Annotated in this window: 19 protein-coding genes and 1 pseudogene; all 20 read left to right on the top strand. The window is 35.9% G+C overall.

What is annotated here, in order from left to right; translation table 11 throughout:
* Positions 1-354, top strand: a 354-nt coding sequence (locus ABS911_RS11220) for a chemotaxis protein CheW (protein ID WP_350467665.1), incomplete at its 5' end; no start/stop codon positions are given.
* A gap of 16 nt (positions 355-370) precedes the next feature.
* Positions 371-1,366 (top strand): flagellar motor switch protein FliM, encoded by a 996-nt coding sequence (fliM, locus tag ABS911_RS11215; RefSeq protein ID WP_350467664.1) that lies wholly within the window; start codon positions 371-373, stop codon positions 1,364-1,366.
* Positions 1,366-2,448, top strand: a complete 1,083-nt coding sequence (gene fliY / locus ABS911_RS11210; RefSeq protein ID WP_350467663.1) for a flagellar motor switch phosphatase FliY — start codon at positions 1,366-1,368, stop codon at positions 2,446-2,448. The genes fliM and fliY overlap by 1 nt, the downstream gene beginning before the upstream one ends.
* A gap of 336 nt (positions 2,449-2,784) precedes the next feature.
* Positions 2,785-3,087 (top strand): flagellar biosynthesis anti-sigma factor FlgM, encoded by a 303-nt coding sequence (gene flgM, locus ABS911_RS11205; RefSeq protein ID WP_350467662.1) that lies wholly within the window; start codon positions 2,785-2,787, stop codon positions 3,085-3,087.
* Positions 3,087-3,467 carry a flagellar motor switch protein gene (locus ABS911_RS11200; RefSeq protein ID WP_350467661.1) on the top strand — a complete coding sequence of 127 codons (381 nt, stop codon included), beginning with the start codon at positions 3,087-3,089 and terminating at the stop codon, positions 3,465-3,467. The genes flgM and ABS911_RS11200 overlap by 1 nt, the downstream gene beginning before the upstream one ends.
* 12 nt (positions 3,468-3,479) lie before the next feature.
* Entirely contained in the window at positions 3,480-4,901 is a 1,422-nt protein-coding gene (gene flgK, locus ABS911_RS11195; protein WP_350467660.1) for a flagellar hook-associated protein FlgK, read from the top strand.
* Between the two features lie 3 nt (positions 4,902-4,904).
* Positions 4,905-5,822 carry a flagellar hook-associated protein FlgL gene (flgL, locus tag ABS911_RS11190; protein WP_350467659.1) on the top strand — a complete coding sequence of 306 codons (918 nt, stop codon included), beginning with the start codon at positions 4,905-4,907 and terminating at the stop codon, positions 5,820-5,822.
* A 214-nt stretch (positions 5,823-6,036) separates the two neighbouring features.
* The gene (locus ABS911_RS11185; RefSeq protein WP_350467658.1) at positions 6,037-6,957 is read left to right on the top strand and encodes a flagellin N-terminal helical domain-containing protein; all 921 of its coding nucleotides are present in this window, start codon (positions 6,037-6,039) and stop codon (positions 6,955-6,957) included.
* A gap of 175 nt (positions 6,958-7,132) precedes the next feature.
* Complete coding sequence (locus ABS911_RS11180; protein WP_350467657.1) at positions 7,133-7,384, top strand: hypothetical protein; 252 nt, start codon at positions 7,133-7,135, stop codon at positions 7,382-7,384.
* A 229-nt stretch (positions 7,385-7,613) separates the two neighbouring features.
* Complete coding sequence (locus ABS911_RS11175; RefSeq protein WP_350467656.1) at positions 7,614-7,982, top strand: flagellar protein FlaG; 369 nt, start codon at positions 7,614-7,616, stop codon at positions 7,980-7,982.
* 4 nt (positions 7,983-7,986) lie between these two features.
* Positions 7,987-9,450, top strand: a complete 1,464-nt coding sequence (gene fliD, locus ABS911_RS11170) for a flagellar filament capping protein FliD (RefSeq protein ID WP_350467655.1) — start codon at positions 7,987-7,989, stop codon at positions 9,448-9,450.
* A gap of 43 nt (positions 9,451-9,493) precedes the next feature.
* The gene (locus ABS911_RS11165; RefSeq protein ID WP_350467654.1) at positions 9,494-9,859 is read left to right on the top strand and encodes a flagellar cap protein; all 366 of its coding nucleotides are present in this window, start codon (positions 9,494-9,496) and stop codon (positions 9,857-9,859) included.
* Positions 9,860-9,915: 56 nt separating this feature from the next.
* Positions 9,916-10,281, top strand: a complete 366-nt coding sequence (gene fliS, locus ABS911_RS11160) for a flagellar export chaperone FliS (protein ID WP_350467653.1) — start codon at positions 9,916-9,918, stop codon at positions 10,279-10,281.
* Positions 10,282-10,703: 422 nt separating this feature from the next.
* The gene (gene flgB, locus ABS911_RS11155) at positions 10,704-11,084 is read left to right on the top strand and encodes a flagellar basal body rod protein FlgB (protein WP_350467652.1); all 381 of its coding nucleotides are present in this window, start codon (positions 10,704-10,706) and stop codon (positions 11,082-11,084) included.
* A gap of 27 nt (positions 11,085-11,111) precedes the next feature.
* On the top strand, positions 11,112-11,549 hold the full coding sequence (gene flgC, locus ABS911_RS11150) for a flagellar basal body rod protein FlgC (RefSeq protein WP_350467651.1): 438 nt from the start codon (positions 11,112-11,114) through the stop codon (positions 11,547-11,549).
* Positions 11,550-11,575: 26 nt separating this feature from the next.
* Positions 11,576-11,896, top strand: a complete 321-nt coding sequence (gene fliE, locus ABS911_RS11145) for a flagellar hook-basal body complex protein FliE (RefSeq protein WP_350467650.1) — start codon at positions 11,576-11,578, stop codon at positions 11,894-11,896.
* A 27-nt stretch (positions 11,897-11,923) separates the two neighbouring features.
* Entirely contained in the window at positions 11,924-13,495 is a 1,572-nt protein-coding gene (gene fliF / locus ABS911_RS11140; RefSeq protein ID WP_350467649.1) for a flagellar basal-body MS-ring/collar protein FliF, read from the top strand.
* A gap of 8 nt (positions 13,496-13,503) precedes the next feature.
* A complete protein-coding gene (fliG, locus tag ABS911_RS11135; RefSeq protein ID WP_350467648.1) occupies positions 13,504-14,508 on the top strand; it encodes a flagellar motor switch protein FliG in 1,005 nt (334 codons plus the stop codon).
* Entirely contained in the window at positions 14,492-15,250 is a 759-nt protein-coding gene (locus tag ABS911_RS11130) for a FliH/SctL family protein (protein ID WP_350467647.1), read from the top strand. The genes fliG and ABS911_RS11130 overlap by 17 nt, the downstream gene beginning before the upstream one ends.
* Positions 15,251-15,255: 5 nt before the next feature.
* A pseudogene (fliI, locus tag ABS911_RS11125) lies at positions 15,256-15,661 on the top strand (flagellum-specific ATP synthase FliI); the annotation flags it as partial.

Here is a 15,661-nt window from a genome sequence, read left to right as displayed (position 1 = left end):
TCTGAAAACGTTGAAGAGATAACAAATAAAATGCCTTGGACCCCAGTCCCTCAATCTCCATCTTGGGTTCAAGGGCTCGTTAATTTACGAGGAAATGTAATAACATTGATAAATTTTTATAAATTACTTTCTCCCACTGATGAAACAAAAGAATTATGGTACAATAATATCATCATTGTGAAAAATGATGAGGAAAAAATAGCATTCATGGTGGATGATGTCGCATGGGTTTTGGATATTGAGCCATCCGCTGTTCAACAGTTGGACGATAAAGCTGATGAATTAGTGTCTAGTGTGATTCAAGTAAAAGATCAAATAGTGAGTGTCATCAATATGGAGAAACTATTTTTATAAAAATGAGGGATAATTAGTGAAGCAAGTTTTATCACAGCAAGAAATTGACTCGTTATTGCAGGCAGTAGAGAGTGGAGAAATTGATGCTAAGGGCTTAGATGAAAAAGAACAAGAGAATAAAGTGAAAAGTTATGATTTTAGACGTCCAGTTCGTCTTTCAAAAGAATACATAAGTACTTTGAATATGGTCTTCGAAGAATTTGCTAAAATAGCTGGAAATATCTTGTCCACTCAAGTTCGAACAAGTGTGGGTGTTCAATTAGCTTCTATTGAACAAGTAAGTTTTGATGAATTTGTCCATTCTGTACCTCGGTTCACGCTAATGGGATTGTTTCGTTCTGTTCCTTTAGAAGGAACGCAAATCATTGAAATCAGTCCGCAACTTTGCTTACAATTGGTTGATTTGTTGTGCGGAAGTACCGAGATCAGAGATAATGTAGATGAACTGTCAAAAGAAAGTTTTACGGATATTGAAATGGCTATCTTAGAAGAGATCCTAAGTAATTTCATTCATTCTTTTGAATTGGCATGGCGCGATGTTGTAGAAATCAAAGGGAAGTTGGATTCAACTGAAACCAACCCTCAGATGATGCAAACTATGTCACCAAATGAACCGGTAGTGTTGGTTACGTTCACGGTTGAGTTGTATGGGGTTAAGACGTTTATTAATTTATGTGTTCCTTATATCTTTTTTGAAGGTATATTAGAAAAATTAAGCTTACGCAACTGGTTCCATTCTGAAAAAGAAACTGACCATACGGATAGTGGGAAAATTGAAAAAAGTCTGCATTCTGCACCAGTAAACATGGAAGTACTTTTAGGTGAAACAGTCATGACGTTGGAGAACTTTCTACAATTAGAATTGGGAGACATCATTCCTTTGGATGGTAAAACATCGGATCCGCTCATCTTATCTGTGGAAAAACTTCCACGATATTTTGTTAAACCCGGATTAAAAGGAAAAAACATGGCGGTCGAAGTATTACAGTATATTGGAGGAGAGACAGACTAATGAGTAGTGAAAAATTAACGCAAGAAGAAATTGATGCAATGCTGAACGGCAATGCAAGCGCCCCTGAGCCAACAACAAATGACACCCTTGATCAAACACAAACAGATATTATTGGAGAAATTGGGAATATTTCAATGTCTCAAGCCGCTACAACCCTGTCTTCTATCTTAAGTCGTCGAGTAACAATCACGACTCCGGTAGTGTCTTGTCTGAAATTCCAAGAAATTATTGACGCAAGTGTGACACCAAAAGTCGTAACCACCATTGAATTTAAAAAAGGATTGGCTGGCAGCAACTTATTGATGATGAACGAAAAAGATGCAATCATTATTGCGGATTTGATGATGGACGGAGATGGCAATGCTGAAGGCAAAGAATTTACCGAACTCGAATTGAGTGCTGTAGGAGAAGCCATGAACCAAATGATGGGTTCAGCTGCAACTGCGATGGCTACGATGTTGGAACGGATTGTTGATATTTTACCCCCTGAAGTGGAAGTATGGAAAAATCAAGAGCAAGCAAATTACGATAGAATCAGTGGAGATACAATGGTTTGTAAAATCGCTTTTCAAATGACTGTAGATGATTTGATTGAAAGTGAGATCATGCAGATCTTTACGCTTGAAACGGTAAGAAATATCGCAAATATCGTATTAGCAGACGAAGGAGAAGTAATTCAAGACCGTGAATTGCCTCAGCCAGAACCACCAGTTGCCCCAACTGAACCAGAAGCTAACCAAGCACCGCAAAATACAGAAGATAAGATTGGCATTCAAAAGCCTGAGTTCCAAGAATTGACGCATGCTGGAAGTTTAAAAAATCCGCGCAATTTAGATCTAATCATGGATGTGCCTTTGCAATTCAGTGTTATGTTAGGTGAAAGCAAAAAAACAATAAAAGATATTCTGTCACTAGGAACAGGTTCAGTCGTGGAGTTAAATAAGATGACAGACGAGCCTTTAGAAATCTATGTGAATGGAAAATTGATCGCTGAAGGTGAAGTTGTTGTGATCAATGAAAGTTTCGGAATTCGTATCACCAACATTTTAAGCAAAGAACAACGGATTCAACATTTGAACTAATTATGTACGAAAATGGGAAAAGCCAGAATGAAATGTTCTGGCTTTTTTGTTTTATCTTGAATATTGGAAAAGTAACCGCTAGTATAGAAGAGTCTAGTTTATAAACAGATATATATATATAATGTTTCATAAATAGTGTTGATGCTTCAAAAGAAATTTTTTATAAATAATAAATTGAAGACGTTTTTTTAAAGCTAAGACTTAAGTATCTTAAAAAGCTGCCGATAGTAAACATGTAAGGCAAAAAAATTGCCGATAGATAACAACTAACTTAATTCAAAAACTTAAACAACTAATCAAAAACTTGAAACTAGGCATAAGAAAGGAGCACTACCAATGAAAATAGGAAATAATGGCTACAACCAATACATTAATAATGTCCGTCAAAATCAAGAAAATACACATAACAAAGGTTTATCTAAAACGAATGCAACTGTTAATGAAGATTCCGTAACAGTTGACATCTCAGATGCAGCTAAACAATTGGCAAAGGTTAAATCAACCGATACTGCAGCAATGTCGTCAAATGTAGAAGCAATTAAAAAGGCTGTATTAAATGGTACCTACGATGTATCTCCTGAAAAAATTGCGAATGGCATGATGCAAGCAATGAACAACCAAAGGGAGTTTACTGAGTAATGACTAAAGAAATGACTAAAGAAATGACTACAATTGAGACACTACTGAAATTTAAAAAGGTGCTTGTAGATGAAAAAGAAGCATTAATTAAAAATGATAGTGCAAAAGTAAAAGCTCTTGTGGAACAAAAACAACTATTCTTAGACAGTCTGCCAACATTAATAACAGAAGGTTTAGCAAAAGCAGATCTTATTGAAGTGGTAGAAGACATCAAAAATTTGCAAGAAACAAATTTAACCCTAGCAAAACAAGCTTTGCAGTATCAAGAAACAATGATGGAAGCTATTACTAAAGGGGTTAAAACAGGTGGATCTACTTACTCCAAACAGGGAGATTACAGTACCACACAACAAGCTAATCTTATTGATCAATCCCTATAATGAGGTGAAAGAATGTCAGGTTTATTCGGAACATTAAACAATGCAACTAAAGGCTTGAATGTACAGCAATCCGCTTTACAAACAACCAGCCACAATATCTCGAATGCGAATACAGTAGGTTACTCTAGACAAAAAGTTACTATGGTAGCTGACAATCCGTATACTCTAGGAGGAATTGGCCAACTCGGTACAGGTGTCCGAATTTCTTCTATTGACCGTATTGTTGATCCTTACGTAAATAAGCAATTGAGAAATGAAAATTCTTCTCTAGAAATGTACAATAAAAAGTCTGAAGTGTTAGGTCAATTGGAAGGGATCTTTAACGAACCTTCAACGACTGGTTTGAACAATAACTTAAGCAAAGTTTTTTCTTCTTGGACGTACTTAGGATCTAACCCAGAACTTGCGACAGCTAAAACAATGGTAGCTCAAAACTCAGAAACGTTTACGGATACCTTACACCATATGTCCAGTCAAATTGACAGTCTACACGAAGGCACGGTTCAAGATATTGAAAAAAATGTGTTAGATTTTAACGCAAAAGTAGAGCAACTAGATTCGTTGAATAAACAAATTTTCAATATGACTTCTCAAGGACAAGCGCCTAATGATTTATTGGATCAACAAGATAAAATTCTAAGTGAATTAACAGGAATTGCTGGAGTCGAAGCCAGCTACGACAAATTTAACCGTGTCAGCGTTACTGTTGGCGGAGAATCCGTATTAACCGAGGATTCCATCTCTAAAATGAGTGTCTTACCAGATACAGAAGGGCAATTAGTTGTAGATGGGAAAGACATTGAGATTACATCTGGAAACATTAAAGGCTCTCAAGAAGCATTAACCGAAATCGCTATTAAAAAGAAAGACTTAAATGAGATAGCTTTTACATTTGCAACGGCTATGAATGAAGTACATAGTGATGGAGGAAAAGGCATACCTTTCTTTACTCTGGGAACAGATGGCAATTATGCTGCTTCTATTCAAGTGAACGAAGAAATCTTAGATGATGTCACCAAAATCAATGCCGGAAAAAACATTGAAACAGTTGTAGGTGGAGATGGTACACGTGCACAAGCGATTGCTGCATTGCAAAATACAAAATTAGAGTATTCTGCTAATCCAGCAGAAATGAAGTACAACGAGACAACAATGACGATTGAAGACCACCTAGGCGGATCAACTGTTTCCGGTGCTTACAACGACAGTGTGACTCAAATGGGAATTGTGAAACAACAATCCGATAACATGGTAGACAGTCAAGGAAGTTTAGTTAGTTTGCTTGAAGCCCGCAGAGATTCTGTTTCAGGTGTTTCAATCAATGAAGAAGTAACCAATACAATAGCTTACCAAAGTGCTTTTGAAGCGAACTCTCGTATCATTTCAGTTGTTTCAGAGATGCTAGATACGCTAATTAATCGGACGGGGGTATAATAAATGAGAGTAACCGATTCGTTAATGTCGAAAAGTTTTTTACGTAACCTTTCAGCTAACACATCAAACGTAATGAAATACCAAAATCAACTATCGACTTTAAAAGAAGTCAGCAAACCTTCCGATGATCCCTTAAAAGTATCGAAAATTTTAGATCTAAATAACTCAATTATTCAAAACGACCAATACAAAACAACGATTAATGATGCCATCCAATGGACTAATGTACAAGATTCTGCGTTAAGCAGTGCGACAGAATCCATGCAACGTATCAAAACACTGATTCAATACTCAGCCAATGGCACATTAAGCCATGAAGATCGCCAAGCGAATAAAGCGGAAATCGAATCCGAAATTCAAGGAACAGTCGATGCATTAAATACTAACTTTGGTGGACGCTATGTTTTTGCCGGAATGAATACCACAGAAAAACCTTTTGAAATCGATAAAAGTGACACTGGGAAAATTATTGGTATTATCTATAATAAAAATGAAGCCACCGGCAATGGAAATCTTTCACGTGAAATTGCACCAGGTGTTTCAGTAGAATTGAATACTGACGGACGTAATTTTATGAATGCTAATGGATCAAATAATTTAGGCACATTCTTTTTTGATGCATTAACAGCTTTAGAAACAGATGATACAGAAAAGTTGTCTGGGTTACTAGATAGAGCTGATCAAGAAATTGAAAATGTTGTATCAAATCGCTCGAAAATAGGATCTATCTTTAATCGTCTAACTGCAACATTAGAACGCAATGACAGCGAAAAATTAAATCTTAAAACAATGTTATCTGAAAACCAAGACATTGATTTAGCTGAAAAGTATATGCAATTTACGATGGAAAAATCAGCTTATCAAGCTGCCTTATCCATGGGAACCAAAATATTAGATACAAGCATACTGGACTATCTATAAGATAGCCAGTTTTTTTATTTTTATTGTTAAAAAGACTTAACTCCTATTTAAGTCTGCCGATATAAGGTGTATAAGGCAAGCTTCTTCGGATAACATAGAATGTTTAGTAAATTTCAAAAAATTAAAAAACATCCTTAACAGACGATAAAACGTGCCGATATAAAAGGTAGAAGGCAACACCTTCACAAAATAGACTTTAGGAGGAAATACAATCATGAGAATTAATACAAATACAGCAGCAGCAAATACTTACTCACGCTTAAACTCAGCAAATGCATCAAAAGCTAACTCTTTAGCGAAATTATCATCAGGTTTACGTATCAATAAAGCTGGAGATGACGCAGCGGGATTATCAATTTCAGAAAAAATGAAAAACCAAATCAGTGGATTAACACAAGCAACTCGTAACGCACAAGATGGAATTTCATTGATCCAAACAGCTGAAGGTGCTCTAAACGAAACGCATAGCATCTTAAACCGCATGCGTGACCTATCTGTTCAAGCATCCAATGATACGAACTCATTAGACGATAGAAAAGCTATCGATGCTGAAATGACACAATTATCATCAGAAGTTGACCGTATTTCAACAGATACTAAATTTAACGGTATTTCATTGCTTTCAGGAACAAGAGACTTAAATATTCAAATCGGAGCAAACTCATCTGATGAAGCTTTAACAGTTAAAACTGTAGATGCTAAATTTGCAACTCTTGCTGGAGCAGCTCAAAATACAACAGCTGTTACTGATGCAGTAGATGCCTTAACTGCTATGGTTGATCCAGATAATCCAACAGCTGGTGAACTTTCAGCACTTGCTACAGCACAAGAAACGGACGCTAAAGCATCTGTCACAGCAGCACAAGGCAACATTGATATGTTAGATGACGCAATTACTAAAGTTTCTGACGCTCGTGCAACATTTGGCGCACAACAAAACCGTTTGGACCACACAATCAATAACTTGACAACAACAAAAGAAAACTTATCAGAAGCAAACTCACGTATTCGTGACGTAGACATGGCTGAAGAAATGATGAGCTTCACTAAATCAAACATTCTTTCATCAGCAGCTACTTCAATGTTGGCACAAGCAAACCAAATGCCACAAAGTGTTTTACAATTATTACAATAATAGTTCATTAAATTAAATAGTTAAAATCAAAAACCTAAATTATTCATTAGTTTTAAACTATGAATAATTTAGGCTTTTTTTCATTTTTAGATAATGAGAATTTTGGTATAGACAACGTGACTAATGAAGATCCAAATGAAAGGGTAAAGTTGCTAGATTGGACTTATGAAAATGTTTGGATGGTATTCCAACCGTTTCTAAAACAATAACTGACCTAGCAAATGATTATTTATATAGATATAAAGATAGTGAAGTAGCCATTAATAAATTGATAAAAAGCCAAATCAATAAAAATATAGTTAATGGTTTTGTGACGAGTTTAGGTGGAGCTGTTACACTACTATTAACAATTGTAATGACGCCAACAAATATTACTTCTGTAATGTACGTACATATGAGAATGGGTGCAGCTATTGCATATATATGAAGTGGTTTTGATTACAGTTCGACAAAATTTATTGAAGGAAGAGCAAATAAATTATTTGATAATTGTGGAGATATTAATGTTGCATATTTTAATGGATACTATTTTTAGGTAGTTATCTCTTAACTAATTTACAAAGTTGTCGATATAACCTATAGATGAAAAAAACGGCGTTGTATGGACATTTCATTTATAGTAAACTATACGAGGTTGAGAAACGGAGTTGTCAGATATGGATATTATACAAGCTGTCAATAAAACTCTTCAAATTCGTCCGATTGAATCAATTACTATTCAACAATCAGATAAACAAGTCTACATAAAGGGACCAGTGAACTCAAAAGAAAAAACAGAGACTGTTATTGTTTCTAAAATAAATCAAGAAGAGTTAAAAGAAACGGTTGAAAAAGCCAATCAATTTTTATTAGGGTTAAAAACGCAATTTGATTATAAGATACATGAAGGCACTGGAAGAATAGTTGTTAGATTAATAGATATGCAAACACATGAAGTCGTAAAAGAAATACCACCAGAAAAAATGCTTGATGTTATTGCGAGTATTTGGGATATGGCTGGAATAGTAGTAGATCGAAAGGAGTGAAAGTATGGCTAACAATATTAATTTTTTAGGTTCTTATTCAGGTATTGATTCAGCAACGATTGACTCAATGATTCAAGCAGAATCAGGAAAAGTGGTTCAGTATACCAACAAACAAACGAGTATTACAGCAGAAAAAAATGCCTGGAAAGACATCAATACACGTTTGGATAGTTTATTTACTAAACTAGGCACGCTTGGAGAAGATAAAACGTTTCAATCAAAACTAGTAACATCAAGTGATGCAACTAAAGTGGCAATTACAGCAGGTACAGATTCAATTGCAAGCAATTACAGCATTGAAGTAAATCGTTTAGCAACTTCAACTCAAGTAACATCGGGTAAAATTTCTTTAGCTGATGGTAAAACAATAAAAGAAAGTCTTGGATTAATCGGTAAATTTACGGTTACTAGTCAAGCAATATCAGGCACTCCAGAGGAAAAAGAAACGCCAGCTGGTAATTTTGAGATTGATATTACAGCTAAAGACAGCTTAAAAGATATTGTAGGCAAGATTAATGAAAAATCAAAAGAATCAGGTATACAAGCAAAAATCGTGGATAATCGTATCATTATGACTGATAGTAACATGGGCGAACGAAATATGTCTTTTAGTGGTACGGGTACGTTAGTTAAAGATTTAGGTTTTGAAGCTATTCCCGAACAAAACTATAAAGTAGGGCAATCAGCTGAACTCACAATAGACGGGATTGCAATAACGCGTAATACCAATAACGTTACTGACGCTGTTGAAGGTCTGACTATTGAATTAAAAGGGGTAACAGAGGCTTCAAAACCTGTTATGATTGAAATCAAAGAAGATACGGATACGTCAGTTAAAGCATTCGAATCGTTTGTAGAACAGTATAATTCAACCTTAACCTTTATTAGTGATCAATTAGATGTTGGAAATCCTTCAGCAAAGAATAATAAAACTGGAGCACTAGCAGGTGACAGCTCTTTGATACGATTGCAATCAAGTTTACGATCTCTAATGACTCAAAGTGCAAATACTGGAAATATGTCCTACAACAATTTAGAATCGATTGGAATATCAGTAGATCGTTATGGCAAAGCCACTCTTGATAAAGAAAAATTAAAAGTCGGTATAGCAGATGATCCAGCAGCTGTAAAAAAAATATTATTCCAAACAACGTCGACTGAAACAACAGGCGTGGGTGAGAATGGCGAATCAACTACTGTCATCACCGAAAAAAAAATAGGCCTGGCTCAAAAAATACAAGAACTAGTGAACACGTACATTTCAGACAAAACAGGCATCATTAAGACTAAGTCAGCTACTTATGATAAATTGTCGGAAGATCTTACTAAGAGTATTACTAAATTCAATGAACGCTTAGAGAAAAAACGCGCAAATTACGTGACTATGTTTTCTCGCTTAGATACAGCTATGATGCAGGCTGAATCGCAAATGGCTTACTTGCAAAGTCAATTTAGCACAGAGAAATAAAAGCTAAGCAAGATTTAAGCTAGTTAAGAAAGGATGAGACACCATGAAAACGGATGCTGAGTGGACTCAAATTCGAACGGGTTTATTGGAAAAAATGAGCGTCTTGCTGGATTCTTGGAGTGGCAGTGCAGTAGAGGCAATGGAAATCATAACTGAAAACCAACAAAATATGGATCTATTAAAAGCCATTGAAGAAAAATTGACTGAAGAGGTTGCTAGTCAGTACACGCCGATTGAAAAACAATTACTGACCGTTATTATTCCACAACAACAAAAACTGATGACAGCTATTCGCAGAGAAAAAACAAGTCTGATGAGTAAAATGAAACAAATCAATAAAAAGAATCAAGTCAGAGACAATTATGTTTCAGTCAAACGTGCTCCTATTTTTGTTGATAAAGGTATCTAACAGGGAGCACTTAAGACAATTGTTAAGATAAGGATTGGAATCAGGAGGTAAAAAGAATGTACCAAAAAAATGGATCGGAAATTTACAAACAAAATCAAATTTTAAATGCATCTCCAAAAAAATTAATTGTCCTTTTATATGAAGGTTGCATCAAAAATTTGAAATTAGCTGAAATCAGTATTGCTGAAAAGAATATTGAAAAGACAAATCAAGTATTGATCAAAGCTCAAGACATCATTGCTGAATTAATGAACACGTTAGATTTTGAAAAAGGCGGAGAAGTTGCTGAAAACCTTTACCGAATGTATGAGTACCTTGCTAGTGAACTGGTTAAAGCAAATATATCGAAAAATAGTGAAGACGTCCAACGTAGTCGCAAATTAATCGAAGAACTTCGGGATGCTTGGATTGAAATTGAGTGAAATATAAAAAACAACATTTGTTGATTTTTAGACACATTTTTTAAATAATTGAAACGTGACTGTAAATTGAATAAAATCACTTTGCCTTACTTAAAAAAAGTGAGGTTTTTTTGCATGAATTAGTGATTGAGAGCGTTTTTCTTTGATGTTCAAACTATAAAGATTATTCTTAGGAAAACCTCATTTTTAAGTAAAAATACAATCTTGTGTTTTTATGAGCGTAATGATTGTGTAAAGTCTATTGCTGAAAAAAAAAAAAAAGGATATACTTTCTAAGTGTTGATATACATGAAAAGTTACCCATAGATATTAACAAAAAGCGTACAATAATTAATAACACGTGTATTTGATTAATCGGAAATGGTTAAGGGATAATGACTAATAGTGAGCAAGATGAGAAATTAAGTATGGAGGATAAGATAATGAGTGACCCTACCTTTAATCTAATGAAAAATGCATTAGATGCTGCATCTATGAGACAAGAAATGATTTCAAGCAATATTGCGAATGTGAATACAGCAGACTACAAAGTGAATAAAGTAGAATTTGAAAGTATTTTAGAAAATGTTTCGAATGGTACAGCAATGGAAAAGACGAACGATCTACATATTGGTTTTGGAAATTTAAATGAAGTGACACCAGTTGTATCAAAAAGAACCGATACTTCGGTGAAAGAGAATGGCAACAATGTCGACATCGATATTGAAATGGCTGAAGAAGCGAGCAACAGTATTTATTATAATTCATTGGTGACTCAATTAAACGCGAAGTACTCTATGTTGCGTAGTGTAATTACGAAGTAGTGACTAAAAAGATGAAGAAGGTGCAGAATGTCCATTTTTGATTCCATGCAGATAAATGCGAGCGGGTTAAGTTTAGAACGGTTGAAGTTAGACACGATTTCAACAAACATTGCAAATGTGAATACCACGCGAACAGAGGACGGCGAAGGTCCTTATTTAAAAAAAGAAGTCGTATTTGAAGAGAGTTTCAAACAAGTTGAAACGTCTTTAGCCGGTCAAGGTACTGAAAAAAGCTTTGGAGTTAAGCCGACTGAAATTAGAGAAAATACAGAGGACCTCGTGATGGAGTACAATCCTACACATCCTGATGCCAATGAAGAAGGCTACGTTCAAATGCCAAACGTGAATATGGCAGATGAAATGATTGATATGATGACGACATTGCGTACCTATGACGCTAATGTAACAGCTATGAATGCCAGCAAAGAAATGCTGACTAAAGCATTGCAAATCACCATTGGTTAATAAAATGAGTTTAGAGGAGAATTTAAATGAATGTAGATGCACTTTTTAACAACTTAGTAAGTGGGCCAACTCAAACAACTTTAACCGGTGGACTGAATGAACAACCAACCGAAGCGGCAAATGGTTTATCGTCATTTTCAGGCATGTTGGAAAACGCGATGAGTTCATTAAATGAACAACAAGTTGCAGCGGATCAAGGTGTGCAAGATTTAATTACTGGAAATACAGATAATCTACATAATGTTATGATTCAAACATCTGAGGCACAATTGTCATTAGAATTAGCCTTGCAGTTGAGAAATAAAGGATTAGAAGCTTACAACGAAATAAAAAACATGCAATTTTAATGAGTTTTTGAGGGAGTTACGCTAATAATGGATGGAATAAAGAAAATCTGGACTGGAATCAAAGACGGTTGGAAGAATTTAGGCAAAGGCAAACAAATGGGGTTAGTTTTTGTTCTCATCTTTATCATCAGTATTGTGTCAGGTTTGACCTATTACACACAAAAGGTAGAGTATGCCACACTGTTCTCTGATTTGGAAGAAGCTGATGCAGGTACAATCGTTAATGATATAAAGACTAAAGGCATCAAGTATAAGTTAGAAGATGATGGGACAACGATATTAATTGATCAAGCTCAAGTAGATACATATAGAATTGAATTGGCTGTAAATGATATGCTGCCAAAGAGTACCACAGGTTTTGAAATATTTGATGAAACCAGCATGATGGCGACTGATGAAGACCGTAAAATCATGTACCAAAGAGCTGTCACCGGTGAGTTGGAACGCTCTATTTCTGCTTTGGACTCTATTGATCAAGCAAAAGTCATGTTATCACTACCAGAAGACAGTGTTTTTACAAGTGAAGAAAATCAATCACAAGCTTCTGCTTCTATTGTATTGACTCCAATAAGTGGGACTCAAATCCCAGTGTCTGCAGTTCAAGGAATTGCGTCATTGATTTCTGGAGCAGTTGATAATCTACCGAAAGAAAATATCAAAATTGTTGATACAGCGGGTAATTTATTGAGTACGGCATTGGAAGATGAAGGAAATCTAAATGCGACCGATCTGGTTAGCAAATACCAAGCGATCACTAAAAGTTATGAACAAGAATTGGAACAAAAATTACTTCAAACACTGGGACCAATTTATGGAATGGATAAAATGACGGTTGCAGTAAATGCGGAGATGAATTTTGATTCAAGTGAAAGTGAGATCATCAATTACGGCGACTCTTCTGTCCGAAGCGAAACGGTTTCTGCAGGTGGAGGAACGATTGACGTTGAAGAAGGCGAAGGGTTCGACAATAGCATCAACCAAATTGAAAGTGGAGAAGAAGGTGGAAACTCTACTTATAATCGTACGACGAATTATGAGCTGAATTCAGAGACAACTAATACCATCAAAGCACCCGGAGAAGTGGAACAATTAAGCGCTTCGGTTATTTTTGACGGTAATTTAAGTCCAGCTGATCAAGACTCACTTGAAGCAATCGTGGCTACCACCATTGGTTCAGTTGAAGAACGCGACACAATTACCATACAAGGGATCGATTTTGCTACTTCTACTGAAGTAACGGAAACAACAACACCTGAACAATTGAAAAGTAGCATTCGGGATACACTTTTGCGCTATTGGCCTTACCTAGCAGGTGGACTAGCCATTATAATTATTCTTATCGTATTGTTGCGTCTACTTCGTAAACGAAATGATGCTGATGAGCTGGATTTCTTTGATGAGGAAGAACCTGAACCAATCGTACAACCAATGCGACCTGTTCAACCGACAGATGAAGAAAGAAAAGCAAAAGAAAAAGCAGACCTTAAACGAGAGTTAAATAAAAATATGTCTGACAAAGAAAGTAAAGTAAGAGATTACGCGAAAGAAAGTCCGGAAGGCGCAGCTGACTTGATTAAAATTTGGATGAAAGATGAGTAGGTGAAGATATGAAAGAAGTAGACGGGTTAAAAAAAGCGGCTATATTGCTGATATCTCTAGGCTCAGAAACGGCAGCCAAAATTATGAAAAGTTTGCCGGACAGTTACATTCAAAAAGTGAGTTATGAAATAGCCAATATTGATTATGTGAACCCAGAAGAACGGGATGCAGTCATTAATGAATTCATCGAAATGTCTCAAGCAAGAGAATATGTTATCGATGGAGGAATTGACTACGCTAAAAACTTACTAAATATGGCCATTGGTCCTCAACGTGCTAAAGAAGTGATCGATATGCTGAATCAAATTCAACTGCGTGAGCGTCCATTTAATATTGCGCGAAAAGCGGATCCGCAGCAACTGACTAACCTATTGTTAAATGAGCAACCACAAACTGTGGCCTTAATTTTATGCTACATGCAACCTGAAAAAGCAGCCATAATTTTAGCTGAATTTCCAATTGAACTGCAATCGGAAATTGCTGAAAGAATCGGAACCATCACGAGTACTTCTCCAGCCATTATCGAGAAGATTGAAAAAGTTATTGAGAATAAATTTTCTAATTATATTGAAAATGATTTGGAAACAGTTGGTGGCGTTCGTACATTAGTAGAGATCTTGAATTCTGTAGGACGAAGCACAGAGAAAAATATTATTAGTGTATTGGAACAAAAACAACCCGAATTGGCCGAAGAAATCAAAGCGAGTCTATTTACATTCGAAGATATCATCACACTTGAAAAAGGCGATGTGCAAAAAGTTCTTAGAGACGTTAAGAATGACGACTTGGCATTGGCACTTAAAGGCGTATCGGATGAAATCAAGAGCTTTATTTACAGCAACCTTTCTACACGTGCGGTTGAAACGCTTAAAGAGGATCTTCAATTCATGGGACCTATTCGCTTATCTGCTGTTGAGGAAGCTCAACAACGCATTGTAACGGTGATTCGTCGCTTAGATGAAAAAGGCGAGATTTACTTGAGAAGAGGCGAACAAGATGCCATTATCTCATAAGATCATTAAGCAAGGACAGTCTTTTACCCAAGACAGCCGATCATTTATCCAAACGGAAATGACAGCGGACAAGCGTCCTGAAGAGGAAAGTTACTCGAAGGAAGAGCAGATAGTGGAACCCATTGAAGCTCTTCAAGCTAGAGCTTTGCTAGACGAAACACGTAAAAAGAAACAAGTTATTCTTTCTGAAGCAGAAAATGAAGCGAGTAAATTAAAAGAAGCAGCTGAAAAACAAGGGTTTGAAGAAGGCAAAACAAAAGGTTACGAAACGGGTTACACAACGGGCTATGCTATTGGTATGAAACAAGCCGATGAGGAAAGCCAACGGATGAGAGAAACTATCCGACATATGTTGAATGAAGCACAAGAAGTGGTAGAAAACTATTACCAAGCGAAAAAAAATGAATTCATTGAGTTAGCAGGACACATGGCTGAAACGATTGTCCATAAAAACATTGATGCTTCATCAGACCAAGTCATGGACTTGATCAAGCCGGTGCTTCACCGTTTGAAGCGAGAAGATCAATTTATTACCTTAATGGTTAGACCGGAACAAAAAGAACTAGTAAAAGAAAAAGTTAAAGAGTTTGAAAAAGAGAACCAAGATATTCGATTTGCAGTACTGTCGGATAATACCTTAGATAAAAATGGTTGTGTAGTGGAAAATGCTCATGCAATCGTTGATTTACAAGTGAGAAAGCAATTGGATGCCATGATAGATGAGATGAAGAATGTGGAGTGACGATAATGTTTGAGATTCCTTTTGAAACGTATCACAACCAATTGAATAAAAAGAACTACTACTTAAAGATGGGGAAAGTTAGTCAAGTGACAGGCTTGATTATTAAAGTAGAAGGATTAGATGCGTTTGTTGGTGAAGTGTGCGAAATCCACATCAAGTCATCTGGCAGAATCGCCTTAAGTGAAGTTGTTGGATTCGTCGACGAAATGGTCTTGTTGATGCCTTTGGATGAATTAGAAGGCATTGGGCCAGGTTGTCTAGTGAAACCGACTGGTAAAACACTTAAAGTCGAAATCAGTGAAAAATTGTTGGGTAATACATTGGACGGTTTAGGCCGACCGATGGATACCTCTTTAGAAGTTGATGGTGTGTTTTATGATGTAAATAGAAGTTCACCAAACCCATTTAAAC

It is taken from the genome of Carnobacterium sp. (assembly GCF_040274425.1).
Note: the sequence above shows the minus strand (reverse complement) of the source record. Positions and strands in the feature narration are given on the sequence as shown.